This is a genomic window from Bradyrhizobium lablabi (genome assembly GCF_018131005.1).
Lineage (GTDB): Bacteria > Pseudomonadota > Alphaproteobacteria > Rhizobiales > Xanthobacteraceae > Bradyrhizobium > Bradyrhizobium lablabi_D.
This window is the reverse complement of sequence record NZ_JAFCJK010000018.1, coordinates 47,549-72,083: the sequence shown is the minus strand read 5'-3', so window position 1 is coordinate 72,083 and position 24,535 is coordinate 47,549. Positions and strand designations below refer to the sequence as shown.

Genomic DNA, 24,535 nt, shown 5'->3' with positions numbered 1-24,535 from the left:
CTTCGCCGTCCGCGTTGTGCGCACTCGTCAGTTGCACGCTCCGCGTCCACCGCATCTCACCGCAACGTTCGTGACGATCGCGAAGCGCCCCTCGATCGGGTGAGACGGGCGGATTCAACATCTGATTTGGGTGAAACGCGAAGCGGAATGTTTTTCGCGTGAGGGCTTGCCTCGTCGGGCAAATCAGTGATCCGGGGTGGACTGGCCGTTCCCGTCCAACAGAGCCTAATGAATGAGCAGATGCGGTTGAAGCGCCCACTCGCTATCAACCTCCATGACGCTCCACTACTTAAGTTGCCGGTCCTGCATGGCGATCTGCGCGCGGTTTCACTTGCCGCGGGTTCAGTGGTCGCTATAGTCCCCGGCCAAATAAGCTCACGAAGAGGCCAACAAGAAAAGGAGTGAAACAGAATGCACAGACTATCCCGGTTGCCCTTTCGCGCAATGCAGCGGTTCGCGGGAGCGGCTGCCCTGGGAATGCTGGCGACGGCCGGCAACGCCTCCGCCGCTGATACCCTCAGGATCGGCGTGATCGCGGAGGCGCAGGCGATCGCCGGCGCGTCGATCCCGCAGGCGGCACAGATGGCTGCCGACGAAATCAACGCCAAGGGCGGCATCGACGGCCGCAAGATCGAGATCGTCAGCTACGACAACCACTCTTCCTCGGCGGATTCCGTGCGTGCATTCCAGCGCGCGGTGAATGAGGACAAGGTCAACGCCGTCATCGCAAGCTATATCAGCGAAGTCGTGCTGGCGCTCGAGCCGTGGGCGTCGCGCCTGAAGACGCCATTCGTCACGCCCGGCGCGGCCTCCAATGAAATCAGCAAAAGCGTCCATGCCGATTACGAGAAGAACAAGTATACCTTCCACGGCTACCTGACCTCAGCCGCGCTCGCGCTGTCGGTCTGCGACGCTGCGAAGGATCTGCTGGTCGACCAGAAGCACATGAAGACCGCAGTCATCATGAGCGAGGACGCCGCCTGGACCAAGCCGCTCGACGTCGGCTACGAGGAGTGCCTGCCCAAGGTCGGGCTGAAGGTGCTCGACCACATCCGCTTCTCGCCCGACACCACCGACTTCACGCCGATCTTCAACAAGATCGAGGGCTCGAAACCCGACGTGATCATCACTGGCATCTCGCATGTCGGCGTGCAGCCCACGGTGCAGTGGAAGAACCAGCAGGTGCCGATCCCGATGTTCGGCATCTCGTCGCAGGCGACCAACGAGACCTTTGGCAAGGACACCAACGACGCCGCGGAAGGCGTGCTCTACCAGGGCGTATCGGGACCTAACGTCGCGGTGACGCCGAAGTCGGTTCCCTTCGCGGAAGGATTCAAGAAGCGCTACGGCAACTATCCGTCCTATGCAGGTTACACCGCATATGATGAGGTCTATTACATCGCCGATGCGGTGAAGCGCGCGGGCTCGGTCGAGGCCGACAAGCTGGTCTCAGCGCTGGAACAGACCGACTGGGAAGGCACCATCGGACGGGTCCAGTTCTACGGCAAGGACGATCCGTTCACCCATTCGATCAAGTACGGCAAGGGCCTGATCACCGGGCTGATGCTGCAATGGCAGGGCGGCAAGCAGGTCAGCGTGTGGCCAAAGGACGTCGCCAAGAGCGAGCTCAAGTTCCCGAGCTTCATCAAGGTGACGACGAACTAGCTCTGGATGATGCTCCCGGGCCCCTCCCGGGAGCTTTTTTCTTCCGCAGCGATTATCCCCAGAACAGGCAGCCTGGTGCTGCCGCGGCCACCCATCAATGCAAGCGTTCCAGATCCTGATCGATGGCTTTGCCATCAGTGCGTTATATGCTCTCGGCGCGACCGGCTTCACGTTGATCTTCGGCGTTTCCGGCGTGCTCAATCTGTCCCACGGTGCCATCATGGTTGCCGCGGCGGTCGCGGCCTGGGCCGCGGCCAGCGTGCTGCACCTGGACACCTATTCCGGCGCGCTGCTCGGCGTCGCCGTTGCCCTGGTGATGGCGTTCGCCACCTATTTCGCGGTCGTGAAACCGATCCAGAATTCCAGGCGCATCCCCAACGAGGAGAAGGAGATCTTCGTTCTGACCGGAACGCTGCTCTGGGGGATCATGATCCAGGAGCTGATCGCCTATTTCTTCACCAACAATGCCAAGACGGTGCTGCCGATCGTCGAGGGCGTGGTCGACATCCTCGGAGTACGCACGCCGCGGAACGAGATCTTCACGGCGATCGTCTGCTGCCTCGTGATCGGCCTGCTCTGGCTGCTGGTGAACCGCACCAGGACCGGCAAGGCGGTGCTGGCGGCCTCGATGAACCCGCGCGGCGTCACGCTCCTCGGCCTCGAGCTCACGCGCATCTATGTCGTGGTGTGGGCGATCTACGGCGTTTTGGCAGGGATCGCCGGCGTGCTGCTCGGCATGTTCCTGGGCGTCAGCTCCTACAGCGTCGGCCCGCTGACGGCGAGCGCCTTCTCGATCGTGGTGCTCGGCGGCCTCGGCAGCGTCTCCGGTTCGCTGATCGCCGCCTTCGTCGTCGGCTATCTCGAGACGGTGACGGCCTACCTGATCTCGCCGGCGTACCGAACCATTCCGGCGCTGCTGCTGCTCGTGTTCGTGATGTACATCCGGCCTCAAGGCCTGTTGGGGAGGCGCTGAGATGGCCGGGTTCTTCACATCGCGCCTGTTCTTCATTTCGCTCGCCTGCGTGGTGTTTGCCGCGACGCTGCCGTTCTACGTGTCGGGTTATGTCCTTGGGCTCCTGACCGTGGCGTTCTATTTCGGCGTGTTCGCGATGGCCTGGGACCTGCTGTTCGGTTTCGCCGGCGAGGTCAATTTCGGGCCGACCTTCCTGATCGGCGTCGGCGCCTATACCGCCGGGATCCTCAACAACCAGTTCGGCTGGTCGGTCTATCTCTGCATCCTGCTCGGCGCGCTGGCCTCGGTGATCGCGGGCTTCGTGCTGGCGCTCCCGGCGCTGCGGGTGAGGGGACCGTATTTCGGGCTGACCACGCTGGTCGCCGTGCTGATGTTGCAGAACTTCATCGTCGTGTTCGCCGATCTCACCGGCGGCGAGATCGGGCTGACGATACCGGACGTCATCACGATCAACGCCGGCGCAAATTACTGGATCGCGCTCGGCTTCATGACAACGAGCGCGGCCATTCTCTATGGGCTGTCTCAGTCACCGATCGGCCTCGTGCTGCAGGCGAGTGGGCAGGATCCGGTGCAGGCCGGCGCGCTCGGCTTCAACATCGTCAAGCACAAGCTCGCCGCGTTCATCGTCAGCGCGTTCTTCTCGGGGCTGTCAGGCGCGCTGCTGGTGTTCTACTTCGGCACCGCTTCGGTCGGCACCGTGGTCGATGTCGCGGTCGGCGTGAACGTCATCGTCTCGGCGGTGCTCGGCGGCCGGCGCACCGTGCTTGGCGCGGCGCTCGGCGCGATCTTCCTGATCGTGGCCGGCGAATTCCTGCGGCCGACCGGCGAGCTCGCAACCTTCATCGTCTCCGCCGTCGCGCTGCTTGTCGTCCTGTTCTTCCCCGGCGGTTTCCTCGGAGCAGCCTTGTCACGCGAGGCGCGCTCATGATGGATCAGACTGTCATCACAACTCCCGTCCTCACCGTCCGCGGCCTGACCAAGAGATTTGGCGGCCTGACCGCGGTCAAGAATCTTGCGTTCGAGCTGCGTCCCGGCGAGATCCTCGGCCTGATCGGCCCGAACGGCTCGGGCAAGTCGACCGCCATGAAGAGCGTGATGGGCATCGAGCGCCCGACATCGGGCGAAGTCGTCTTCGAAGGCGAGAACGTCGCCGGCCTTCCCGCGCACAAGATCGCGCGCAAGGGCTTCGGCATGGTGTTCCAGCATTCGCGTCCGCTGAACCGGCAGACCGTGCTGGAAAACATCATGGTCGCGCTGCTGCCCGACAGCCTGTTCATGCTGTTTCCCGACAAGGCGCTGACCGAGCGCGCCCGGTGGATCGCGAACCGCGTCGGCCTCGGCGCCGTGATGGACCGCCGTCCGCCAACGCTGCCGTTCGCCGACCTCCGGCGGCTTGAACTGGCAAAGGCGATCGCGCGCGATCCCAAGGTCGTGCTGGTCGACGAGCCGTTCGCCGGGTTGACCCGCGCCGAGGTCGATATGTTCTCCGAGCTGATCCGCAGCTTCCGCGACGAAGGACGCGCGGTGATGCTGGTCGATCACAACGTGAAGAGCGTGGCCGCGCTGGTCGACCGCGTGCTCGCGATGTATCTCGGCGAGGAGATCGTCACCGGGCGGGCCGACGAGGTGATGAAGAACGAGACCGTGCGGCGGGTCTATCTCGGCGGTGCGATCGAGACCCATGCGCGGCCCGAGACCAGCTTCAAGGACAAGGTGCCGCTGCTGCAGGTCGAGAATGTCAGCGTGCATTACGGCAAGGCGCAGGCGCTGGAGAACGTCTCGATTCACGTCCATGAGGGCGAGTTCGTCTCGGTCGTCGGCCTCAACGGCGCCGGCAAGACCACGCTGTTCAACACCATTTCGGGCTTCCTGCCCTACACCGGCGAGATCCTGCGCGGCGGCGAGAAGCTGCGAGGTACGGGCCCGGCGAAGATCGCCCGCAGCGGCATCGTGCAGTGTCCGGAATCGCGCGAGCTGTTCGGCGAGATGAGCGTGCGGGAAAATCTCGATCTCGGCGGGCAGCATCTGACAGAGGAGGCGAGGGCGAGGCAGCTTGGCTGGCTGTTCGAGCTGTTTCCGATCCTGAAGGAACGCCAGGGCCAGATGGCGCAGACGCTCTCCGGCGGCGAGCAGCAGATGCTGGCGATCGGCCGCGCGCTGATGATGCAGCCGCAGATCCTGATCCTGGACGAACCGACGCTCGGGCTGGCGCCCGTCATCCTTGAACAATTGTCGAAGGCGCTGGAGCGGTTGCGCCAGACCACGCAGATCACGGTTCTGCTCGGCGAGCAGAACGTGACCTTCGCGCTGCCGCATGCCGACCGCGTCTACGTGCTCGAGCACGCGCGGATTGTGTGGGAAGGCGATCCAGGCCGCTTTGCTGCGGAGGCCGGCGCCGATTTTCTCTAAAGCATGATCCGGAAAAGTGCGTAGCGGTTTTCCGAAAAGATCATGCTCAAACAAAAGGCTAGAGCGCGATAAATGCATCCTTATTTCATCGCGCTCTAGCTCATGACCACCAACGATACAAAACAAAGAAAGGGAGACTAAGCATGCCGAGACGTCCAGCTACATTTGCCGCGAACAGCATCTTGCCGCTCGCGTCGGCACTTGCCCTCTGCCTTGCGGCGCCGGCTTATGCGCAATCCAAGGATCCGATCAAGATCGGCGTCATCGCCGAGGTGCAGTCGATCGCCGGCGCGGCGACTCCGGGCGGCGCGCAGATTGCCGCCGACGAGATCAACGCCAAGGGCGGCGTGATGGGGCGCAAGATCGAGATTGTTACCTACGACAACAAGAGTTCGTCGGCCGACTCGGTGCGCGCATTCCAGCGCGCGGTGAGCGAGGACAAGGTCTCGGCCGTGATCGCGAGCTACATCAGCGAGGTCGTGCTCGCGCTCGAGCCGTGGGCGGCGCGGCTCAAGATGCCGCTGATCACGCCCGGTGCCGCCTCCAACGAGATCACCAAGGCCGTTCACAACGACTACGACAAGAACAAGTACACCTTCCACGGCTACCTGACCTCGGCGGCGCAAGCGCAGCTCGTCTGCGACGCCGCCAAGGATCTGCTGGTCGACAAGCTCAAGTTCAAGACCGTCGCGATCATGAGCGAGGACGCGGCCTGGACCAAGCCGCTCGACATCGGCTACGAGGCCTGCCTGCCGAAGGCCGGATTGAAGGTCGTCGAGCATGTGCGGTTCTCGCCCGACACCACCGACTTCACCCCGATCTTCAACAATATCGAGAGCAAGAAGCCTGACGTCATCGTCACCGGCATCTCGCATGTCGGCGTGCAGCCGACCGTGCAGTGGAAGAACCAGCAGGTGCCGATCCCGATGTTCGGCATCAGCGCGCAGGCGCTGAGCCCGACATTCTGGAAGGACACCAACGGCGCCGCCGAGGGCGTGCCGTCGCTCGCTGTGGCGACGCCCGATGTCGCCGTGACGCCGAAGACCAAGCCGTTCGCGGCAGCCTTCAAGGCGAAGTTCGGCGCGCCGCCCGCCTATACCGGCTACACCGCCTATGACGAGGTCTATATCATCGCGGAAGCGATCCAGCGCGCCGGCTCGACCGATCCGGACAAGATGGTCGCCGAGCTCGAGAAGACCAATTTCGAGGGCACGATCGGCAAGATCCAGTTCTACGGCAAGGACGACGAGTTCACCCACGGCATCAAGTCCGGCCCCGGCGCCGTGACCGGCCTCGTCTTCCAGTGGCAGAACGGCAAGCAGATCACGGTCTGGCCGCAGGCGATCGCGGAAGGGACGCTGAAGTTTCCCGAGTTCGTCAAGCTGTCGCAGTAGCGAACCGGCGGTGCCGGGTTGTCCGGAGCGCGGGCAATCCGGCGACGCTATGGCCGCGTCGGCGGCGCGGCCTGGATCGTCGGCGCTGCTGCCGCCAGCAACGCGGCGCGGTCGCCGCCTCGCGGCGGATAGATGCGCTGGTGGTTGATGGTCTGCTTGGTGACTTTCGCGGCAGCGCCGGTGGTGTGCACCTCGCGATCCCAGCCGGTGGTGTAGAGCGCGCCCCAGCCGCCGAGATCGAGCACGGTGACGTACCAGTCGATGTGAAGCGGCAACAGCGGCTCGCCGTAGAGGTCGGCGACCACGTTGTGCCCGGCGAAGCGGCCCATCGGCCGCGCGAATTGGCAGGACATCACGGTCGCATGCTGGCCGTCGATCAGGCTGGAGGCGACGTCGCCGGCGGCGAAGACCCCGGTCAGGCCCTCGACACGCATGTACGGATCCACGGCGAGGCGGCCGAGCCCGTCGCGCGCTGCCGGCAACGAAGCGGCGAGCGGACTGGCGCGCATGCCCGCGCACCACACCACCGTCCGCGCCGGAATGATTTCGCCTGAGCTCAGCGTGAGGCCGGCGGCCGCGACGGCGGCCACCCTGACGTTCAGCCGCGTCTCGACGCCGAGCACGGACAGCGCCTGGTCGATGACAGGGCGTCCGTGCGCGCCGAAGGTGGCGCCGACCACCGGATTGGGATCGACGAGGATGATGCGCCGGCCGCTATCGATGCCGGCCCGCGCCAGCTTGTCCGGCATCTCGGCCGCGACCTCGATCCCGGTGAAACCGGCACCCACGACCACCACGGTCGAGCGTCCCGTGGAGGGCGCTTGCCTGCCGAGCGCGGCGAGATGCTGGTCGAGCCTGACGGCCGCCGCATAGGTATCGACGTCGAAGCCATGGACGGCGAGGCCGGGGATCGCCGGGCGGACCAGTTCGCTGCCCGTCGTCAGCACCAGCCGATCGTAGCCCAGGACCTCCTTCTGGCCGGAGCCTGTCTTGATGGTGACTTGCCGCTTCGCCGGATCGATCGCCTCGGCCTCGGCCACCATGTGGCTGACGCCGACCGGGTCGAGCAGTCCCGCCAGCGGCAATGCGACCTCGCTGAGGTCGACCTCGTAATTGCGCACACGGATGTTGTGGTAGGCGTTGCGATCGACCACGAGAATCTCGACCTCGGCCGCCGGCGCGCCGATCTCGTCGCGCTTGCGTGCCGCGCCGAGCGCAGCCCACAGCCCGGCAAAGCCGGCGCCCAGGACAAGGATGCGCGCCATCGTCTCCCTCCGGCCATTCAGCGCATCCGAGCTTGCCCGGCTGCGCGAGGCCAAACAAGTGGGCCGAATGAGAGCGCCGCGACTTTGCGGGCCTCAGGTCCCAGGCCGTGAGACCTCGGTCTCCTTGCTGGTGATGAATTCGAGCAGCACCGGGACGCCTTCCCTGGTCTTCTGGATGCCGCGCTTGATCGCGGGGATGATGTCTTCGGGCTTCGTCACCCGCTCGCCGTAACCGCCGAAGGCGCGGGCCATCGCGGCGTAATCGCCAGAAATGTCGGTCGAGCGGTATTTCTCGGTCGAGACCGGCATCACCTTCAGTTCGATCGCCATCGAGAAGTTGTTGAGCAGGATCGACATGATCGGGATGCGCTCGCGCACAGCGGTCTCGAAATCCATGCCGGTGAAGCCGATCGCGGCGTCGCCCCAGACATTGATGCAGAGCTTGTCCGGCCTGGCGAGCTTGGCGCCCATCGCAAGGCCGAGCCCGTACCCGAGCTGGGTGGTCTTGCCCCAGCCGAGATAGGACAGCGGCTCGACCGACTTCCAGAACGGCGAGAGCTGGTCGCGCGGGCTGCCGGCGTCGTGGGTGATGATGGTGTTGTGGATGTCGACAGTGTGCTGCAGGTCCCACAGCACGCGGTAGGGATTGAGCGGCGCATCGTTGTGCGTGAGCTTCGGCAGCCATTTCACCAGCCACTCCTTGTGGACGGCGGCGATCTCCTCTGCGACCGCGCTGGCGCTGCGGTCCGACGTCACGGTCCTGCCGATCTCCTCGAGCAGCGCGTCGAGCACCAGGCCGGCGTCGCCGACGAGTCCGACCTTGGCCTCGACATCCTTGTTCAGATGGTTCGGATCGAGCGTCGAATGAATGATGGTCTTGCCCTTCGGCATCGCGATACCGAAAGATGTTTCGGTGAAGGAGCAGCCGATGCCGAAGATCACGTCGGCATCAGTGAGGAATTTCGGCACCGCGCGCGGCACCGCGAGCCCGCCGGAGCCAAGCGACAGCGGATGCGTCTCGGGGAACGACGACTTGCCGCCGAGGCTCGTGGTGACGGGGATCGCGAGCCGTTCTGCGAGGCGCCTGAGCTGCGGCCAGGCCCTTGCATAGTGCACGCCCTGGCCGGCATAGATCACCGGCCGCTTCGCATTGACGAGGAGCGCCGCGGCCTCCTTCACATGCACAGGGTCCGCGCCGTAGCGGGTGCGCAGCACCGGCGTGTAGTTGAGCGGCTCCGGCACCTCCTCGTTCCACATGTCGGCGGGGATTTCGACGATCACCGGCCCACCGCGGCCGTTCTTCAGCTTTGTAAAGGCGCGGCGGAAGATGTTGCAGACTTCCGGGGCGAGGTTGATCGGCTCGGACGATTTCGAGAACGGCTTCATCGCCTGGCTGGAATTGAAGTTCGGATCGATGTTGGCGAGGCGCCGGGCATAGCCCATCGGCAGCACCAGCACGGGCACGGACTCGCCGTAGCATTGCGCGACGCCGCCCATGGCGTTCTCGGCGCCCGGGCCATGCTGCATGCAGAACGCGCCGATGGTCCGGCCCGACGTGACGCGCGAGATCGCGTCCGCCATGTGGACGCCGATGCGCTCCTGTCGCACCATGACCGGGCGGATGTCAGCACTGGCGGCATATTCGATCAGGTGATTGACCGGGTAGCCGCAGAGGATCTCGATACCCTCCCGCTTCATGATTTCCGCAATCGCGGCGCCAAGCTTCATGACGGTCTCTCCCTGGATGCGGCCGGTTCGCTCCGGCCTCGTTGTCGTCCCGTGGACCATCTAGAGGAACAGGATTCTGCGCGGCGGTAAAGCGCACCCGCGACCGGGTGCGGTAGTGCTGATATGCGTTGGCCGGGACCAGTGGCCGCGGCCATCGGGGGCAGCGGGCGGGTCATGCGATCAAAGCCGCAGCAAATCCCGCACAACCTTTAAGCGATCGTTCATTCTGTCCTTCAAGGGGCCGTCAACCAATCATGCCTACCTTGATGCCGTCATTTTACGGCGCAGGAGCAATCCGCGGGCGTCGACAAGGAGTTTTCAATGCGAGCGTTGCTGACAAGATTTGTGGACGATGAAGCGGGGGCGACGGCGATCGAATATGCCCTCGTCGCGGGCGGGATCAGCATCGTGATCGTCACCGTCGTCGGCGGCATCGGCTCCAGCCTGAGCGGCACCTTCGCGTCGGTCAGCACCTCGCTGAAGTAACGAAGGGGCCGCGTACCGCGGCCTCAGCCGCTGTCCCCCTTCAACGCGCGCAGCATCGCGATCCGCGCGAACATCAGCCAGCCGCCGCCGGTTTCCGCGGCGCTGATCAGGTGCGCGACCGCGATCTGCCAGCGCTCGTCCTGCTGGGTATCTTCCGGCAGTTTCATGATGTAATCGGCCGCTTGTTGCAGCGTCACGAGCGCTCCTCCGCGGCGGAGCACGATCGGCTCGTCGAATGGCGTCGACCAGGGCATCTCAGGCGCGGCGCATCGGGATCATCTGTGAGGGCCGCCGCGCGCCGTCGGGTCAGCCCGCCTTCTTCGACCGCGCGGAGGCTTGTGCGCGCACCGTCTTCTCCGCCTTCTTCGGCTCCGCCTTGGCGATCTCCTTTGGCTCGCGCTTGCCGCTGCCCGCGATCGGCAGCAGCATCTCGCGCTGGCCATCGACGCGCTTCTTCGGCTTCTTGCCCTTTGCCTTGGCCGCCGGGGCGGCCTGCTTCTCGTTGGCAAGGCTCTTCTTCAGCGCATCCATCAGGTTGATGACGTTGCCGCTCGACTTCGGCGCGGGCTTGGCGACCTTGACGCCGTTGCGCTTCTGGTTGATCAGCTCGATCAGCGCTTGCTCGTAGCGATCCTCGAACTCCTCCGGATCGAAGTCGGCGGATTTCTGCTCGACGATATGCTTGGCGAGATCGAGCATGTCCTTGGTGATCTTCACGTCCTGGATGTCGTCGAAATATTCCTTTTCGCTGCGCACCTCGTAGGGGTAGCGCAGCAGCGTGCCCATCAACCCATTGTCGAGCGGCTCCAGCGCGATGATGTGCTCGCGGTTGGTCAGCACCACGCGGCCGATCGCGACCTTGTCCAGGCTGCGGATTGTCTCGCGGATCACCGCAAAAGCATCATGGCCGACCTTGCCGTCGGGGACGAGATAATAGGGACGGATCACATAGCGGCTGTCGATCTCGGCGCGCGGAACGAATTCGTCGATCTCGATGGTGCGGGTGGATTCCAGCGCGATGTCGTCGAGTTCTTCCTTGGTGATCTCGATATAGGTGTCGGTGTCGACCTTGTAGCCCTTCATGATGTCTTCGGAGGACACTTCCTCGCCCGTCTCCGCATCGATCTTGGCGTATTTGATGCGATGGCCGGTCTTGCGATTGATCTGGTTGAAGGAGACCTTTTCGGTGTCCGACGTCGCCGGATACAGGGCGACCGGGCAAGTCACGAGCGAAAGACGCAGAAAGCCCTTCCAGTTGGCACGGGGGGCCATGGGATACTCCGATTACGCGACCGACGGAACAGGCAAGAGTACCACCGGGGAACCAGGTTTGAAACATCCCGCCTGCCGGAATCTCTCAACGGCGTTAATCGCGGTTCGGTCCAGTGCGAGGTGCGGCGTTTTGCGCCGGCTTGCCGCTGCAGCGGGCAGCATTCCGGAACATCGCCTTCGATCATGCGTTGGCTTCGGCGACGGGGGAAGCAATGACCGAAATTCCAGGCACTTAAGGCATGAGGTCCCCATGGCAGTCGAACGAGACGGACGGATCGTTGAAACCCCGACCGAAGCGCGTCAAGCGGAGCCGGGCCCGTCGGTCCTTGCGCTGCTCACGATATCGACCGGGCTTGCGGTCCTGATCCTCGGGGTAATCTGGTTCGTGTTCTTCCGTACGGTGGCATAGCAGGTCAATGACCCGGCAAGCGCAATGGCGCAAGCGCTCCGAGCCGAGACGAATCTCGCGCGAGCAGCGGCGAGCGCGAAAATGTGAAGACGTGATGAGTCGCGCACACCCGCAACGGGGCGACGTGGTGACTCTGCGTCATGAGATTATCGAATTTGATCGGTAGGTCTAACGGGCGACTGGGGGTCGAGCCGAAACATGGTCTATCGATTCAAATTTCCTCTGCTGGCGCAGGTGAGAGAGAGAGGTCTTGCCGGCGTTTTCGTCGGACTGGTGCTGCTTGCAATGACGGGCTGGATCTATCTGCTGAGCACGATGTTCCTGAAGTTCGCGCTCTGGTGCTTCTCTTGACTACTGAAGGAAATCTGCAACGGAGAAATTTCGCACCTAACACACTTGTGTCGGTCGTCTGCACAAAAGAATTCAACGAATGAACAATCTTTCGGCGCGCTGAATCATGATGTCGTCACAACTTCGGACTGTAGATGCGCGCGCCGAGTGAAATGGGACGACTGAAATGCTTGGTGGTTTGATCTTGTTGACGACGTTCTTCGCAGGCTTCTTTACCGGATATCGTTTGCGTGTCTTGCGGTCGTATCAGCGGCGCTTGCTGCGGCGGGAATCTGACAGATCAAGAGCGACATCCACAACATTCGGTCATGCTCGCCGGGCATTCTAGCCATGCGGAATCCGATCGCCGGTCGCAAGCGGGTTCTCCCAAGATGACTGATCTCAAGCACAACTCACCGCGACGCTATTTCATCGACAATGATGGACGGCGCGTCCTCATCGGCCTCACCTTCGAGGAGACGTTCGAGTTCGAGCGCCTCGATCATCCGTTGGTCCTGCACGAGGACGGGCATGTGCTATGGGACGCCAGCGGACGTCCGGCGAGTAAACCGGCGCAGCGCTGGCTCGAACTTTACCGCAAGCACGACCGTGCCTGGCTGCGGTGGATGGCCGAGAGCCGCAACGCGCGTGACAAACGTTCACCTTTTCTTAACTAGGACGAGGTGACTTTGGACGTTGGCTGCGCCTGAATCGGAACCACGCGGATGTTTCAGCTGTTCTCGCGCGCTCGCGCGCAAAACCACATCAAGGCACACCCGGGTAACGACGGCTTCAGGGCGCGCTCGCCGGAACGCGATGCCGAAACCGACCGTGCCCGGATCGACGCGATCCTGGCCGCGATCGAAACCGCGCTGCAGGCAGCCGAGAGCGAGCAATCCGGCCTCAGCCGTCGGGTCGACGACGTGCTCGCCCGCGCCGCCGTCACGATCGGCAATGGCACGGACGAATATCTGGAGCGCGAGGCGCTCGACAGCCACCACCAGGACCTGTTCAGCGCCGAGATCTCCAACGGTCAGCGTCGGCTGAAAGAGCTCGACGTCGGAATCGCCCACTTCAAGTTCATGAAGGCGGCAATGCTGAGCCGCTTTCCGGATTACAAGGCCACGATTTCCGGCTGAGGCTGTCGCCGTTCGCGCTTGATCGCTGCCGCAATATCGCTAGGAATAACGTTGCCGTTCGGGTGCATTCTTGCGGGATTGGACCGCGGGATTTCGCTTACTGGTTGTATCGCTTATGGATGCGACGTGTCTTGCTTGAGTGCGTGGCCTTGCGACAATATTAGGCGGGAAACGGATCGTGACCGGTTTGCTAGTAACTGGCTGTGCGGGCTTTATCGGTTTTCACCTCGCTCAACGCCTGCTTGGTGCGGGCAAATCGGTCATAGGTATCGACAATCTCAACGACTATTACGATCCGGCGCTTAAGCTCGCGCGGCTCGAACAGCTCAGCGCCTGTTCCGGCTTCACATTCCAGAAGCTCGATCTCGCCGATCGGGCCGGAATGCAAGCATTGTTTCGCCAGCATCGTTTTCGGGCTGTCGTGCACATGGCTGCTCAGGCCGGCGTGCGGTATTCGCTGCAGAATCCTCACGCCTATGCCGATTCCAATCTCGAAGGCTTCCTCAACGTGCTCGAGGGATGCCGTCAGGGCGGGTGCGGGCATCTTGTCTATGCTTCGTCGTCGTCGGTCTATGGCGCCAACACCAAGCTGCCGTTCTCGGTGCATGACAATGTCGATCACCCGGTCAGCCTCTATGCGGCGACCAAGAAGGCCAACGAACTGTTGGCTCACTCCTACAGCCACCTCTATGGCCTTCCGACCACCGGGCTCCGTCTCTTTACGGTTTATGGGCCGTGGTATCGTCCCGACATGGCGCTCTATCTGTTCGCCAATGCGATCACAGCCGGCCAACCGATCAATCTGTTCAATCACGGCAAGATGCGGCGCGACTTCACCCATGTCGACGATGTCGTCGAGGCGGTCAGCAGGATTGTCGATCGTCCGCCGCAAGGGAATCCGGGCTGGTCCGGCGCAAGACCGGAACCCGGATCAAGCAAGGCGCCGTGGCGCATCTACAACGTCGGCAACAGCAGGCCCGAGGAGTTGATGCATATCGTTGCGTTGCTCGAAAAAGGGTTCGGACGGACCGCGAAGAAGAACCTGCTTCCGATGCAGCCGGGCGACGTGCTCGCGACATTTGCCGATGTCGACGATCTCGCGCGCGATGTCGGCTTCCGGCCGAAGGTTGCGATCGAGCAGGGGATCGAGACATTCGTCGCGTGGTATCGTGACTATCATCGCCTCTAAAGCGCGATGAGATTGGGCTGAATCGTCATCGCGCTTTAGGTCCTTGTTTGAGCATGATCTTTTCGGAAAATCGCTACACACTTCTCCGGATCATGCTCTAGGCCCGGCTGCGCCAAGGCGTGCCGTGGCCGTGGGCGACTTGCTCACAGGGCGACCAGGCGCGATCCCTGGATTGACAGCAGCGTCAGGTTTCCGGTCGCATAGGCGCCGGTATCGATATTGGCGCGATTGGGCAGGATCTCGGCGGTGCGAACCGGCGTATGCCCGTGCACGATATATTTGCCAAAGTTCTTCTTGCTGCGGAGAAACTCGTCGCGGATCCAGAGCAGATCCTGTTCGCGCTGTTCCGATAGCGGCGTTCCCGGACGCACCCCGGCATGGACGAAGAAGAAATCGCCGCATGTGAAGGTGAGCCGCAACCTGTCGAGAAATGCGCGATGGAGCGGCGGCATCGCCGCCGCCAACGCCTTGATCAGCGTGCGCTGTTCCTCCTCGTGAGGGTTCCTGGACGCTGAAAGACCGTAGGACATCAGCGTCTGCAGCCCGCCGATCCGAAACCAATCGGGAACGCGGGAAGGGTCGCGCGCCACATTGGCGAGAATGGCCTCATGATTTCCTTTCAGGAAAACCGCGTTGCCGCGGCGAGCGCGTTCGATCAGGAGGTCGAGGGTGTGACGTGTGTCGGGGCCGCGGTCGATGTAGTCGCCCATATAGACTTCGACCGCCCGATGCGGCCGGCTGCGCGCGATGTCTGCGTCGATCACCTCAAGCATCTCCTTCAGCAGATGGGCGCAGCCGTGAATATCGCTGATCGCGTAGATCCGGATTCCGTCCGGTAGCCGCGGCTTGGTCGTCGAGGTCAATTGTCGCAGCGCTGACAGCATCAGGTGGATCAGGACTCTGCATGCGGACGGCGACCCCCGCCGTCCGAAGGGCAAATGCGAAATGATTCGCCGGGAACCCATTCTTCTAGCTGTGAAATGCCCCAGGCGCGAGGCGAGTTTTCAGCGGTACATGCTCCGGATCAGTCCGCGTCAGCCGCGAAGGAGCCGGCAATTGCTGGAGTGCCCCGCGCCGTGACCTCAACGGAGCTTCGGGCTTTCGGGTCGCGCCGCGCGGCCGTCGACGATCGCGGGGCCCATCGCATGCCTCACCAGCCCGCTGATCGCAAAACCGATCTGCAAGGGCACGCCGTATGCGATGAGGGACCACATCGTCTGCGCGAGAGGCCAATCCTGTACAATCGCAAGGACAATAAGCCCGATCGCCCCCAAGGCAAGGAACGGAAGCAAAACGAAAAAGCGAAACCGAATTCCGAGACCCAATCCAATCAATGCACTGCAGACTGCCAGCGTAGTCACATATGTTACTCCTTGACGCCACATGCCTAAGGGCGCCCGCCTAAGATGGGTTTAAGGGCGTAAGTCAAATTGTTCTGACACCAAGACTGCACGCGGATTGCTCTACGCGCGGAGAAGCAATGCATTTTCGGTTACCATCATCGTCGCGCCTGCAAGCCCGCTTCTCGGTGATGTGCACATTGGCGTGACCAAGCCATGGAACTGATGAATCTTCGTTGTGCGATCCCAATGCACGGAAAGTTTTTCCCTGGCTGTGAACGTTCGTGCATCACGAATTGATTGATGATGCATCAAGCTGTGATCGATGCTGTGCGTCACAATCTTGCAATGCGAGAACGAGTTTGCTTTTCTTGATGCGGTGCCACAATATCGCTTCGTTTGATAAACAACGTCCGCAAGCGATCCGCGTGAATCCAAACCTCGTCAGCAAGGTTTGATGCGAGACCCTTTTCCAATCAACGCGCCTTTTCCTTTCGCGCTTTTTGCGTTTGTTAATTTTTGTTTCCGCGGCCTGCGCCGTTGAAGTGAGAGGTCTGGCATGTCTGCTACCATGTATGGCTCCGATGGTTTCCACGTACTGGCGCCGAACCGCGGTACATCACTGCAGAGACCGTTTCAGCTCTTCATCATTGCCGGCGACTTCCTCCTCATCCTGCTGAGCTACATGGCGGCGAGCGCGCTTTATCGCAACTTCATGAATTCGCCCATGGAGTCCGACAATTCGGTCGGCGCCGGATTGATCGTCGGCATGGTGTTCGTCCTCGCTGCCTATTTTCAGGGCATCTATGACAATCACAGGTTGTTAAATACGCCTTGGCTGACGCGCAAGGCCGTCGTCACCTGGTTGTTTGCGCTCACGACGCTCGCGGTCGCCGCATTCCTGCTGAAGTCGACGGCCAATCTGTCCCGCGGCACGATCATCCTGTTCGCGCTGTTGGGAGCGGTCGGCCTCGTTGCGCATCGCCTGGTCTGGCACTACGGTTTGTCGTCGGCCTACGCGAAAGAGCGATTGATCGACCGCAAGGTCATTCTGCTCAGCCTGCGCGCGCTGGATTTCACATCGAACCGTTTCAAGGACCTTCGCAAGCATGGTTTCGACGTCGTGCGACATTTCGTGCTCGACGCGAGTCCGGAACTGGATGACAAGGCCTGGAACGAGCAGATCTGCGAGGTGATCAGGCAGTCGCGCGCCGCCGACATCGACGAGTATCTGGTCGCGATCGACTGGAACGAATTACCGATGCTGCAGAGGCTCAGCCAGCATCTGCGGATGGTTCCACAGCCGATCCGCCTGCTGCCCGATTTCCCGATTGCCGATCTGGTGTCGCGGCCGTACCTGCCAGTCAGCGGAACCGTCGCGATCGAGATTCAGCGGCCGCCTCTGACGGTTCTGGAACGGGCTCAGAAGCGCTGCCTCGACATCGGACTCGCCTCCTTTGCGTTGCTGATGTTGGCGCCGCTCATCACCACGGCTGCAATCCTGGTCAAGCTCGATACGGCCGGCCCGATCATCTTCCGTCAGTCGCGTCGCGGCTTCAATGGCAGGCCGTTCCAGATCTGGAAGTTTCGCAGCATGACTGTGACCGAGAACGGCAGCACGGTCACGCAGGCCACGAAGCAGGATTCGCGGGTGACCCGGGTCGGGCGCTTCCTGCGCAAGACCAGCATCGACGAATTGCCACAGCTATGGAACGTGCTGCGCGGCGAGATGTCGCTGGTGGGGCCGCGGCCGCACGCGCTCGCCCATGACAATTATTACGACCAGCTGATCAGCAAATATGTCTACCGGCACCACATGAAACCCGGCCTGACCGGTTGGGCCCAGGTCAACGGGTTCCGCGGCGAAACGCCGACCATCGACCTGATGGAGAAGCGCGTCGAGTATGACGTCTGGTATGTGAGCAACTGGAGCATCTTGCTCGACATCCGGATCCTCTTCCGGACCGCGATCGCGTTGATGGATCAGGAAGCCTATTGAGGCTGATCGTGCGGTCGATCTCGATGTCGAACGTCAGCTTGTCTGCCGACGAATGGGTGCGCCGATCAGCCGGTCGGCGCGGCGGGCAGGGGCGTCAAACAGCGAGCATGCTGTTGCCCTGGATCGTCATCAGTGTGAGGTTGCCGGTCGCATAGGCACCCGTGTCGATATTGGCACGGTTCTTCAGCAGCTCGGGATGGCGCACCGGCGTATGGCCGTGCACGACGTACTTCCCGAAGTTCTTGCGGCTTTGCAGAAACTCCTCACGAATCCACAACAGGTCAGCCTCCTGCTGTTCGGCTAACGGTACGCCAGGGCGGACGCCGGCGTGGACGAAGAGGAAGTCGCCGCAGGTGAATGTCAGCCGCAGTCTTCTGAGAAACTCCAGGTGCTGGCGCGGCATCACGCGCGCTAATTCCTGCACCAATGCGCGGCGTTCGTCATCCCCAGGGGTGGGCGAGGGAGTTAGCCCGTAGGACGTCAGCGTGTACAGTCCGCCGACGTGCAGCCATTGGGTCAGAAGCGACGGGTCGCGCAGGACATTTCCGAGAAAGACCTCGTGGTTTCCCTTCAGGAAGACCGTGTTGCCTCTGCGGCTGCGGTTGATGAGGATGTCGAGCGTTGCCCGTGAATCCGGGCCGCGGTCAACGTAATCGCCCATGTAAACCTCGATGGCGTAGCGCGGACGGCTGCGCGCCATGTCTGCGTCGATGACCCGCAGCATCTGCTTGAGCAGATGTGCGCAACCATGAATGTCGGTCATCGCGTAGATCCTTACCCCTTCCGGAAGTCTCGGCTTTCCCGTCGACCGTCGAGATCTGAGCGGAGACAACATCTGGCGGCGGGAACTCCCGCGAAGGTATCCGAACATGTTAGCCCTGACGCATCGCAACCGCGAGGCAAGTCTCGCGAACCAAGATTTTCCGCCCGCCCGTGGCTGCGCCAAAGCACGCGCGAAAGGGGCTGAGCGGCCACACGATCGGCAAAAAATGCCGCTTCGGTCTTATAGGCACCGGCTGATCTTCGGTAAATTCGCGCATCGTCGCTTGCCCTTGTCGCAGCACGTTGCGTCGCACAAAAAATTGAGCAAATGAACATTCTTTCGTCATCAAGAATCGTGATGCCGGCGTAATATGGGAAACATATCCTGGCCCTGGCGCTGTACGGACGTCCCATGCTTCCAGCTCTGATCTTGGCGGCGAGCTTTCTTGCCGGATTCGCTCTCGGCTATGCGACGCGGGCGCGGCGCTCGCGGAAACTTCGCGAACACCATCTGATGTACGCGCGCTACATGTCCAACTCACAGGCCAGCACATCCGAATCGTCACGCCCGCCGCGCCGTCCGAATTCATCGCGCGCGCCATCCGCCAATGAACCGCACCGCCATTCTTTCGAGAGCTTCAATTTCCGTGAACGATCAGAACACGTGATGCCGCGCGGCGCTCGTGAGCCGTGGCCAACCGCTCACGACGCATGACGTGCCGCCAACAGCGCATTTGCACGGGCGCGCGGCCGTGCCGACCATCGGAATGAAAGACAGCCGAGAAGTTGGCGGGCCGCAAACAACATCTGCGCCGGCTCAGTATTGAAACACCAGATCAGGATTGCGGGGATTCACATACCTGACGTAAGTCCGGCTCGGGCCATAGTGATAGGGCGGGACGTCGCTCTTGGTGCGCGGATCAAAGGTGTAAGGATAGGCCGCCACGAGCGATCGATGCCTCACATAGACTGCCTCCGGGCAACCGCATATCGGACCGCAATAGGGACTCGGCCCACGATCGATCTGCAGAACGCTTGCTGCAGACCGAGCCTTTCGCGGATAGGCGGCATAATCGGCCGAATGCGCCGGCATAACAGAAATGATCACAGTCGAGGCGAGCGCGACAAGGCCGACGCAGGATCGTAACATCGCATTAGTTCCCCTGATTGCGATCGAGCTTAGACCGTCGCGGCGGAACGAGCAACCGGACGCATATTGCCGTCGGAAAATTTGAGAGAAGTGTGACCGAGACGGATCAGTAAGTCCGTTTGTGCCTTTCGCCGCGATCCCGGCCACCGCGCATTCCGTGGCCGTTTCGTGTCCGCATTTTAGCCACGCAGTGTCTGAGCGAACGCCGGATCGATCGATTGAACCGCGTCTTGCAGAAAAGCCTTGCCGAGGTCGGAGGCCCGCCGATAGGCCGACACGATCGCAGGTTTCAGCTCGGGCCTGCGGGTCATGATCAGCTGAACGTCATTGCGTGCAAGGTCCTTGATGTCCGGAATAGAGAGCGCATCGAAGCGGCCCGCTATGTCAAGCCGCACCGGCATCAATCGTGCGTCGTTCGGCCCGGTAAAATACGCCATCTTCAGAGCCTCGATCACGACCGGATCGTGCGGGTCGCGCTGGGCCTGGAGCAGCGCCAGCGCTAGCCACAGTTCTGGATTGTAGGGCGAGATCGATAGCGTCTGCCTGACCCTGCCGAGAGCGGCGGCATGCTCTGCGGATTGTACGCTCGCCGGCTTCTTCCGGCCGGACTCGATCGCCTGCAGCGCGGCGATCAAGGCATGATTGCTTTCCAGCTCCGATCTGAAAGGAGAGAGCGTTGCCAGCAAGGAGGGCACTTCTTCAGCCGAGGGCGAGCTAATCTTGGATGGATCGGCCGGGAATGCAGAGCGCTTCAGCGCCGTCATCTCTGCCATGGCCGAAGCGATTGCATAACATCCGATGGCCAGCGCCAGCGCCATTAGAAGGGTGCGAAATCTTTTCAAAGACGTCATTCCCGGCGAACTGGAGCATTATCGGTTCTAAGAACCGGACGCTCTGGATTCTTGCTTTGAAGCGTTTTCTTCACGCGAACCGGTGGCCACTTCGCTCGAAAACGCCACAGCCCAACGTAATGCCGTCTTATGGCGCTGGCATGTCACCTGGTCTTTTGACGTTGCTGGTCCGGCCGGCGGCTTGTGCAAGTCCCAGCCCGACCATGACAGCCACGATGATCTGGATGGAGGAGCTTGAAAGGCTCGAATCTAGGAAGCTTTCGCAGAGTACAGCCAGAACGCCGGCAGCCGCAGCCGCCGAAAAGAAGGAATCGCGTCCCCGCCGAATCGCGCCCCGAAATGTAACGAAGAAAAGCTGGGCGGCGATGCCAGCCAGGACCACGAGCGCCCAACGTCCTGACTCGATCGCGATCAAGACCGCGGTTGAAGGCGGAGCTGCCAGCGCCCCGGTGCCAAAATCCTGATAGGCCCTCGATATCAGCCCGAACGTTCCAACGCCATTTCCCAACCACGGGGCATCAGCGAGCAGGCGTTCTGCTAATGCAACTTCTTCCGGGACGAAGCCGACGAATCCCAGCAGGCCAGAGCCGCCTGACTGAAAGTGCGGCACCGCCATGGAGGCGGCCATTGCCGCAAGCACCACAAACAAAATCGCCGACGGCCAGGAGCGAAATCCCAGGCGGCGGACGGCGGCGATGAAGACCATGACCGTCAATCCCAGGCCGGTGACCGCCAACAAAGTCCCTCGTGCGAGTGTCGCGATTGCCGCGAACGCCACGGCAATTCCGGACAGACAGGAGAGAACCCCGAGCCAAAACGGGAGCGAAGCCGAATTATACATGTCCTGTTGATGCTGGTGTCGTTCGAGTGCCCTGGCAACGAGCGCACCATTTGCCAATATGGCGAGCGTGGCTGCTGCCGGAAACGGGCTCGTGGGCGCTCCTATGTCGGGAATCAGGCTTGCGAACCAACCGAGCCGGCCGAGCAGGACTTCGACCGACATGAAGGTCGTTACCGCGCTCAACACGAACAGGATCGTTTCGGCCCGGTGACGATCCTTGGCGACGATGACGGTCGACACCACCAGCGACACGCTGGTCAGATAGAAAAATAAGCTTCGCAATGTCGCGCCGGGGTCAATGCTGATGCGCCCCGGCAGCGAGGGTTCGTTCAATGCGGTCGAGGTCGCCGACCAGATCGGATTTGCGAGCGAGGAAAAGGGAGCCGGAAAAGTTTGCAGCGCCATCCAGACGATCGGGATCAGTATCGCGAATGAAAATCGCTTCAGCAACTGCGCGGTGGACTCGAGGTCGTCGGCGTCCCTTGCCGCCATGGCCAAGATAATGGCGGCGACAAGCGCGACCGCGTGCTGTGCGAAAGCGCCGGTTGCGATTGCCAAGATCGGGATCGCGGTCAGTAATGCGATCAGAAGGTAGGAGGCGATCGACAAAATCTGAGACTTCGATGCTGCATGGAGATTAACGTGAGGGCGGTGGCTACCGCGACCAAGCGTACACGGCGGCGAATGTCGCATAGGCGAACACGCGCCGCCAATGCCGGCCCCCGATAGCACCGATAGTTGAGAAGGTGTGGTCGATACCCGCGAGGAGCCGCATCATCAGTCCGTGACGCGCTAACTGGCCGACGCAGTCGATGCACGGGAACTGCGCGGGCATGAAAGTTCCAGTGACCGGCCAATTTATCGGGCATGGCAGTTTTGCGACAAGTAAAGGAGAGCCGCAGCCAATCCGGCAATCGGCACCGTTCCACGGATCGCTGTCGGCTCGGTTCCGATTTCGACCGAAAGTTCGGGTGCGGTCTGCCAGTCGCTGGCCGCAAGCCTTGACGCGTCCGCGGGCAGTCGCACCGCCGCGCCTCCCTGGACCACGGACCCTTCGAATTCCGCCCGCCCTTCTCCTGTTGTCAGGACCACCTTCGGCCGCGGCGAGCGTGGCAGCGGTTCGAGAACGATGAGCACGACTTCAACACCGTCCTTCGCGCATTGCAGACTCAAACCCGCAAGGCGTGTATCCGATTTGGCGCTATCGACAACATGCATCACCGAAATGGCATCGGCGCCGCCTTCAGGATTTCGGCTCTTGACCAATCGCCATCCGCCCTCGAGCCGCGTCGATTCACTGCCGGTCTCAACCTGTCTGAAGGCCTCTTCATCGCACCGTTGACGCCGTTCGGGGCTGACGCCGGACTTGCAGTCCAGCATGCCCGGAACCGGCGGCTCAGCCCGTACATAACCCGCGGCTGCAACCGATAGAGCCGCGCAGAGCAGGGTTACAGCCAACACGACAAGCGCAGACGGAACACGCACTGGAACAAGACTCTCCACCCTTACCGAACACCATGGATCAGAAACACGGTCCATTGCAGCGTGCAACTTTGTCTGCCCTGTGCCGGCCTGATGCTGCTTTTTTGGACAGCGGTTCACGCGAGATTGTCTCGTGCCGAAACGGCCATAGCGTCCGATCAGCGGAACTGCCCTTGGTCGTTGCATCAGCGAGCGCCGAACCATCTGGAACCCGCGCATAGACGAGATGCAAACTGGGCACGCTTCTGCCTAATTCATGATTGAGTGGGCAGCGCGGCTGTATCTGCGCTGCAACAGCATGCTCTTATTGTTGCTGCGACCTTATTCTGACCATGTCCAGCGGCTTCGTTTGCGCCACTTTGGGGATTTGGGTTGGCCCGAATTGGCGAGTGATGGGGATCAGTCTTGAGACGCAGTGTTTTAGTATGGGGAGTCTTGCTCGGCATTCTGCTGTCTTCAGCGGGGTGCGCGATCATGCCCATGTCCGGTCCGGAAGATCATGTCATCAAGAGCCAGGTCACGAGATCGGGGCCGGATTACGAACTGGTCAAGCTCACACCGACCGTTGTCGATATCCTGAAGGAATACGGCCCCGGCGCAATCGCGGGGTCATTTCCTGATCGCCGGCCGCCCGCAGGCATCAGGTTTGGCATTGGGGACACTGTGGCCGTATCGATCTTTGAAGCTGCTGCAGGAGGCTTGTTTATCCCGGCAGAGGCCGGCGTGCGGCCAGGCAACTTCGTAGCCCTGCCAAACCAAAACGTTGACTTGAATGGGTACATTTCGGTTCCCTACGCGGGCACGGTGAAGGCCAACGGCCGCACGCCGGTCGAGATTCAGCAGGACATCGTGAAGGCGATCGGAAACCGCGCCATCGAGCCACAGGTGGTGGTGTCCCTGATCACGCAGAACACCTCGCTCGTCAGCGTGCTGGGCGAAGTGAGATCGCCAGCCCGTTTGACGGCCAATGCGGCCGGCGAGCGGATACTTGACTTGATCGCACGCGCCGGCGGGCTGTCGGGGCCGGGCTGGGAGAGCTGGGTGACGCTGGAGCGCGGCGGCAAGAAGGCAACGGTTCCGTTCGGAGCCTTGGTGTATCAACCTGCCAACAATATCTGGATCCATCCCGGCGACACCATCTATGTCTACCGCGAACCGCAGGTCTTCCTCGCCTTTGGGGCGTTTACGGTGGGAGGAAATTTCGGAGGGCAGGCGCAGTTCCCGTTCGATATGTGGAAGATCAACATGGCGCAGGCGATGGCCAAGGCCGGCGGCCTGATTGATGCGCAGGCCGAGCCCGCGGGCGTCTATGTCTATAGGCGCGAGCCGCGCGAGTTGGCGGAACGACTGGGCGTCGACTGCTCCAAGTACGTCGGGCCGCTGGTGCCCGTGGTCTATAACGCAGACTTCCGGGATCCGGCCGCCTTCTTCCTGGCAAGCAACTTCGAAATGCGGGACAAGGACGTGCTGTTCGCCGCGAACGCCGCCACCGTCGACACGGCAAAGTTCCTGCAATTCACTCGATTGGTGATCGGTACCGCGAACGACACGATCGTTACCGCGAACAATGCGCAGATCCTGAAAATCAGCACGCGCCAGTGACGGCTGGCGCGTCAATCATTCCAGCGCGGCGGCATGCCTGGACGACAATATGAATTCGCGGGACTTGACCCGCGGATTCGGTCGGCAGAAGGAAGGGCGGCCCGTTCGGCAGCGCCTCGCGGCACCAATTGGCCACCGGCACGCGGCGGTCGCCGTGACGGCGGAGGTCTTGCTGCCGGCCCGTTCGAAAACTGGCTCGACGCCGTGGCCGCGCCCGCTCTACCGGCGAGAACGAACAACCCGGCATCG

General features: G+C 62.0%; 24 protein-coding genes. 13 read left to right on the top strand and 11 right to left on the bottom strand.

Annotated elements, in window-relative coordinates:
* Positions 1 to 444 precede the first annotated feature (444 nt).
* The 5 genes from JQ553_RS32590 to JQ553_RS32570 all read left to right on the top strand — a co-directional run bounded on the left by JQ553_RS32590 (position 445) and on the right by JQ553_RS32570 (position 6,441).
* On the top strand, positions 445 to 1,665 hold the full coding sequence (locus JQ553_RS32590; protein ID WP_212504179.1) for an ABC transporter substrate-binding protein: 1,221 nt from the start codon (positions 445 to 447) through the stop codon (positions 1,663 to 1,665).
* A 97-nt stretch (positions 1,666 to 1,762) separates the two neighbouring features.
* Positions 1,763 to 2,638 (top strand): branched-chain amino acid ABC transporter permease, encoded by an 876-nt coding sequence (locus tag JQ553_RS32585; protein WP_212504173.1) that lies wholly within the window; start codon positions 1,763 to 1,765, stop codon positions 2,636 to 2,638.
* A gap of 1 nt (position 2,639) precedes the next feature.
* Positions 2,640 to 3,566 carry a branched-chain amino acid ABC transporter permease gene (locus tag JQ553_RS32580; protein WP_212504172.1) on the top strand — a complete coding sequence of 309 codons (927 nt, stop codon included), beginning with the start codon at positions 2,640 to 2,642 and terminating at the stop codon, positions 3,564 to 3,566.
* A complete protein-coding gene (locus JQ553_RS32575; protein ID WP_212504178.1) occupies positions 3,566 to 5,047 on the top strand; it encodes an ATP-binding cassette domain-containing protein in 1,482 nt (493 codons plus the stop codon). The genes JQ553_RS32580 and JQ553_RS32575 overlap by 1 nt, the downstream gene beginning before the upstream one ends.
* 143 nt (positions 5,048 to 5,190) lie before the next feature.
* Positions 5,191 to 6,441, top strand: coding sequence for an ABC transporter substrate-binding protein (locus JQ553_RS32570; RefSeq protein ID WP_212504171.1), 1,251 nt, complete (start codon positions 5,191 to 5,193; stop codon positions 6,439 to 6,441).
* Positions 6,442 to 6,488: 47 nt separating this feature from the next.
* Here the strand turns inward: JQ553_RS32570 and JQ553_RS32565 are convergent, their stop codons facing one another.
* A complete protein-coding gene (locus tag JQ553_RS32565; protein WP_212504170.1) occupies positions 6,489 to 7,706 on the bottom strand; it encodes an NAD(P)/FAD-dependent oxidoreductase in 1,218 nt (405 codons plus the stop codon).
* Between the two features lie 93 nt (positions 7,707 to 7,799).
* Entirely contained in the window at positions 7,800 to 9,434 is a 1,635-nt protein-coding gene (locus JQ553_RS32560; protein ID WP_212504169.1) for a thiamine pyrophosphate-requiring protein, read from the bottom strand.
* 321 nt (positions 9,435 to 9,755) lie between these two features.
* On the opposite strand from JQ553_RS32560, the gene JQ553_RS32555 reads away from it, so the two are divergent.
* Positions 9,756 to 9,920: a Flp family type IVb pilin gene (locus JQ553_RS32555; RefSeq protein WP_212504168.1), complete on the top strand. Its 165-nt coding sequence runs from the start codon at positions 9,756 to 9,758 to the stop codon at positions 9,918 to 9,920.
* 23 nt (positions 9,921 to 9,943) lie between these two features.
* Here the strand turns inward: JQ553_RS32555 and JQ553_RS32550 are convergent, their stop codons facing one another.
* Positions 9,944 to 10,174 carry a hypothetical protein gene (locus JQ553_RS32550; RefSeq protein WP_212504167.1) on the bottom strand — a complete coding sequence of 77 codons (231 nt, stop codon included), beginning with the start codon at positions 10,172 to 10,174 and terminating at the stop codon, positions 9,944 to 9,946.
* Positions 10,175 to 10,226: 52 nt separating this feature from the next.
* Positions 10,227 to 11,192: a Ku protein gene (locus tag JQ553_RS32545; protein ID WP_212504166.1), complete on the bottom strand. Its 966-nt coding sequence runs from the start codon at positions 11,190 to 11,192 to the stop codon at positions 10,227 to 10,229.
* 250 nt (positions 11,193 to 11,442) lie between these two features.
* Here JQ553_RS32545 and JQ553_RS32540 point away from each other — a divergent pair, with 250 nt between their 5' ends.
* The 5 genes from JQ553_RS32540 to JQ553_RS32520 all read left to right on the top strand — a co-directional run bounded on the left by JQ553_RS32540 (position 11,443) and on the right by JQ553_RS32520 (position 14,259).
* On the top strand, positions 11,443 to 11,601 hold the full coding sequence (locus JQ553_RS32540; protein WP_212504165.1) for a hypothetical protein: 159 nt from the start codon (positions 11,443 to 11,445) through the stop codon (positions 11,599 to 11,601).
* A 198-nt stretch (positions 11,602 to 11,799) separates the two neighbouring features.
* A complete protein-coding gene (locus tag JQ553_RS32535) occupies positions 11,800 to 11,952 on the top strand; it encodes a hypothetical protein (RefSeq protein ID WP_212504164.1) in 153 nt (50 codons plus the stop codon).
* 371 nt (positions 11,953 to 12,323) lie between these two features.
* Positions 12,324 to 12,608, top strand: coding sequence for a hypothetical protein (locus JQ553_RS32530; protein WP_212504163.1), 285 nt, complete (start codon positions 12,324 to 12,326; stop codon positions 12,606 to 12,608).
* A gap of 48 nt (positions 12,609 to 12,656) precedes the next feature.
* Positions 12,657 to 13,070, top strand: coding sequence for a hypothetical protein (locus JQ553_RS32525; RefSeq protein WP_212504162.1), 414 nt, complete (start codon positions 12,657 to 12,659; stop codon positions 13,068 to 13,070).
* Between the two features lie 175 nt (positions 13,071 to 13,245).
* A complete protein-coding gene (locus JQ553_RS32520; protein ID WP_212504177.1) occupies positions 13,246 to 14,259 on the top strand; it encodes an NAD-dependent epimerase in 1,014 nt (337 codons plus the stop codon).
* 143 nt (positions 14,260 to 14,402) lie between these two features.
* Here JQ553_RS32520 and JQ553_RS32515 read toward each other — a convergent pair whose 3' ends face one another.
* Both JQ553_RS32515 and JQ553_RS35010 read right to left on the bottom strand, forming a co-directional pair.
* Positions 14,403 to 15,143 carry a metallophosphoesterase family protein gene (locus JQ553_RS32515; protein ID WP_212504161.1) on the bottom strand — a complete coding sequence of 247 codons (741 nt, stop codon included), beginning with the start codon at positions 15,141 to 15,143 and terminating at the stop codon, positions 14,403 to 14,405.
* A 198-nt stretch (positions 15,144 to 15,341) separates the two neighbouring features.
* On the bottom strand, positions 15,342 to 15,473 hold the full coding sequence (locus tag JQ553_RS35010; protein ID WP_283817311.1) for a hypothetical protein: 132 nt from the start codon (positions 15,471 to 15,473) through the stop codon (positions 15,342 to 15,344).
* A gap of 685 nt (positions 15,474 to 16,158) precedes the next feature.
* On the opposite strand from JQ553_RS35010, the gene JQ553_RS32510 reads away from it, so the two are divergent.
* A complete protein-coding gene (locus tag JQ553_RS32510; RefSeq protein ID WP_212504160.1) occupies positions 16,159 to 17,598 on the top strand; it encodes an undecaprenyl-phosphate glucose phosphotransferase in 1,440 nt (479 codons plus the stop codon).
* Between the two features lie 94 nt (positions 17,599 to 17,692).
* Here JQ553_RS32510 and JQ553_RS32505 read toward each other — a convergent pair whose 3' ends face one another.
* From JQ553_RS32505 to JQ553_RS32485, 5 genes are all read right to left on the bottom strand, one after another.
* The gene (locus JQ553_RS32505) at positions 17,693 to 18,433 is read right to left on the bottom strand and encodes a metallophosphoesterase (RefSeq protein ID WP_212504159.1); all 741 of its coding nucleotides are present in this window, start codon (positions 18,431 to 18,433) and stop codon (positions 17,693 to 17,695) included.
* A 744-nt stretch (positions 18,434 to 19,177) separates the two neighbouring features.
* Entirely contained in the window at positions 19,178 to 19,510 is a 333-nt protein-coding gene (locus tag JQ553_RS32500; protein ID WP_212504158.1) for a hypothetical protein, read from the bottom strand.
* 179 nt (positions 19,511 to 19,689) lie between these two features.
* The gene (locus JQ553_RS32495; protein ID WP_212504157.1) at positions 19,690 to 20,328 is read right to left on the bottom strand and encodes a hypothetical protein; all 639 of its coding nucleotides are present in this window, start codon (positions 20,326 to 20,328) and stop codon (positions 19,690 to 19,692) included.
* Positions 20,329 to 20,488: 160 nt separating this feature from the next.
* Positions 20,489 to 21,607 (bottom strand): hypothetical protein, encoded by a 1,119-nt coding sequence (locus JQ553_RS32490; protein ID WP_212504156.1) that lies wholly within the window; start codon positions 21,605 to 21,607, stop codon positions 20,489 to 20,491.
* 453 nt (positions 21,608 to 22,060) lie between these two features.
* Positions 22,061 to 22,582 carry a hypothetical protein gene (locus tag JQ553_RS32485; RefSeq protein ID WP_212504155.1) on the bottom strand — a complete coding sequence of 174 codons (522 nt, stop codon included), beginning with the start codon at positions 22,580 to 22,582 and terminating at the stop codon, positions 22,061 to 22,063.
* 537 nt (positions 22,583 to 23,119) lie between these two features.
* On the opposite strand from JQ553_RS32485, the gene JQ553_RS32480 reads away from it, so the two are divergent.
* A complete protein-coding gene (locus JQ553_RS32480; RefSeq protein WP_249144786.1) occupies positions 23,120 to 24,286 on the top strand; it encodes a polysaccharide biosynthesis/export family protein in 1,167 nt (388 codons plus the stop codon).
* Positions 24,287 to 24,535 lie beyond the last annotated feature (249 nt).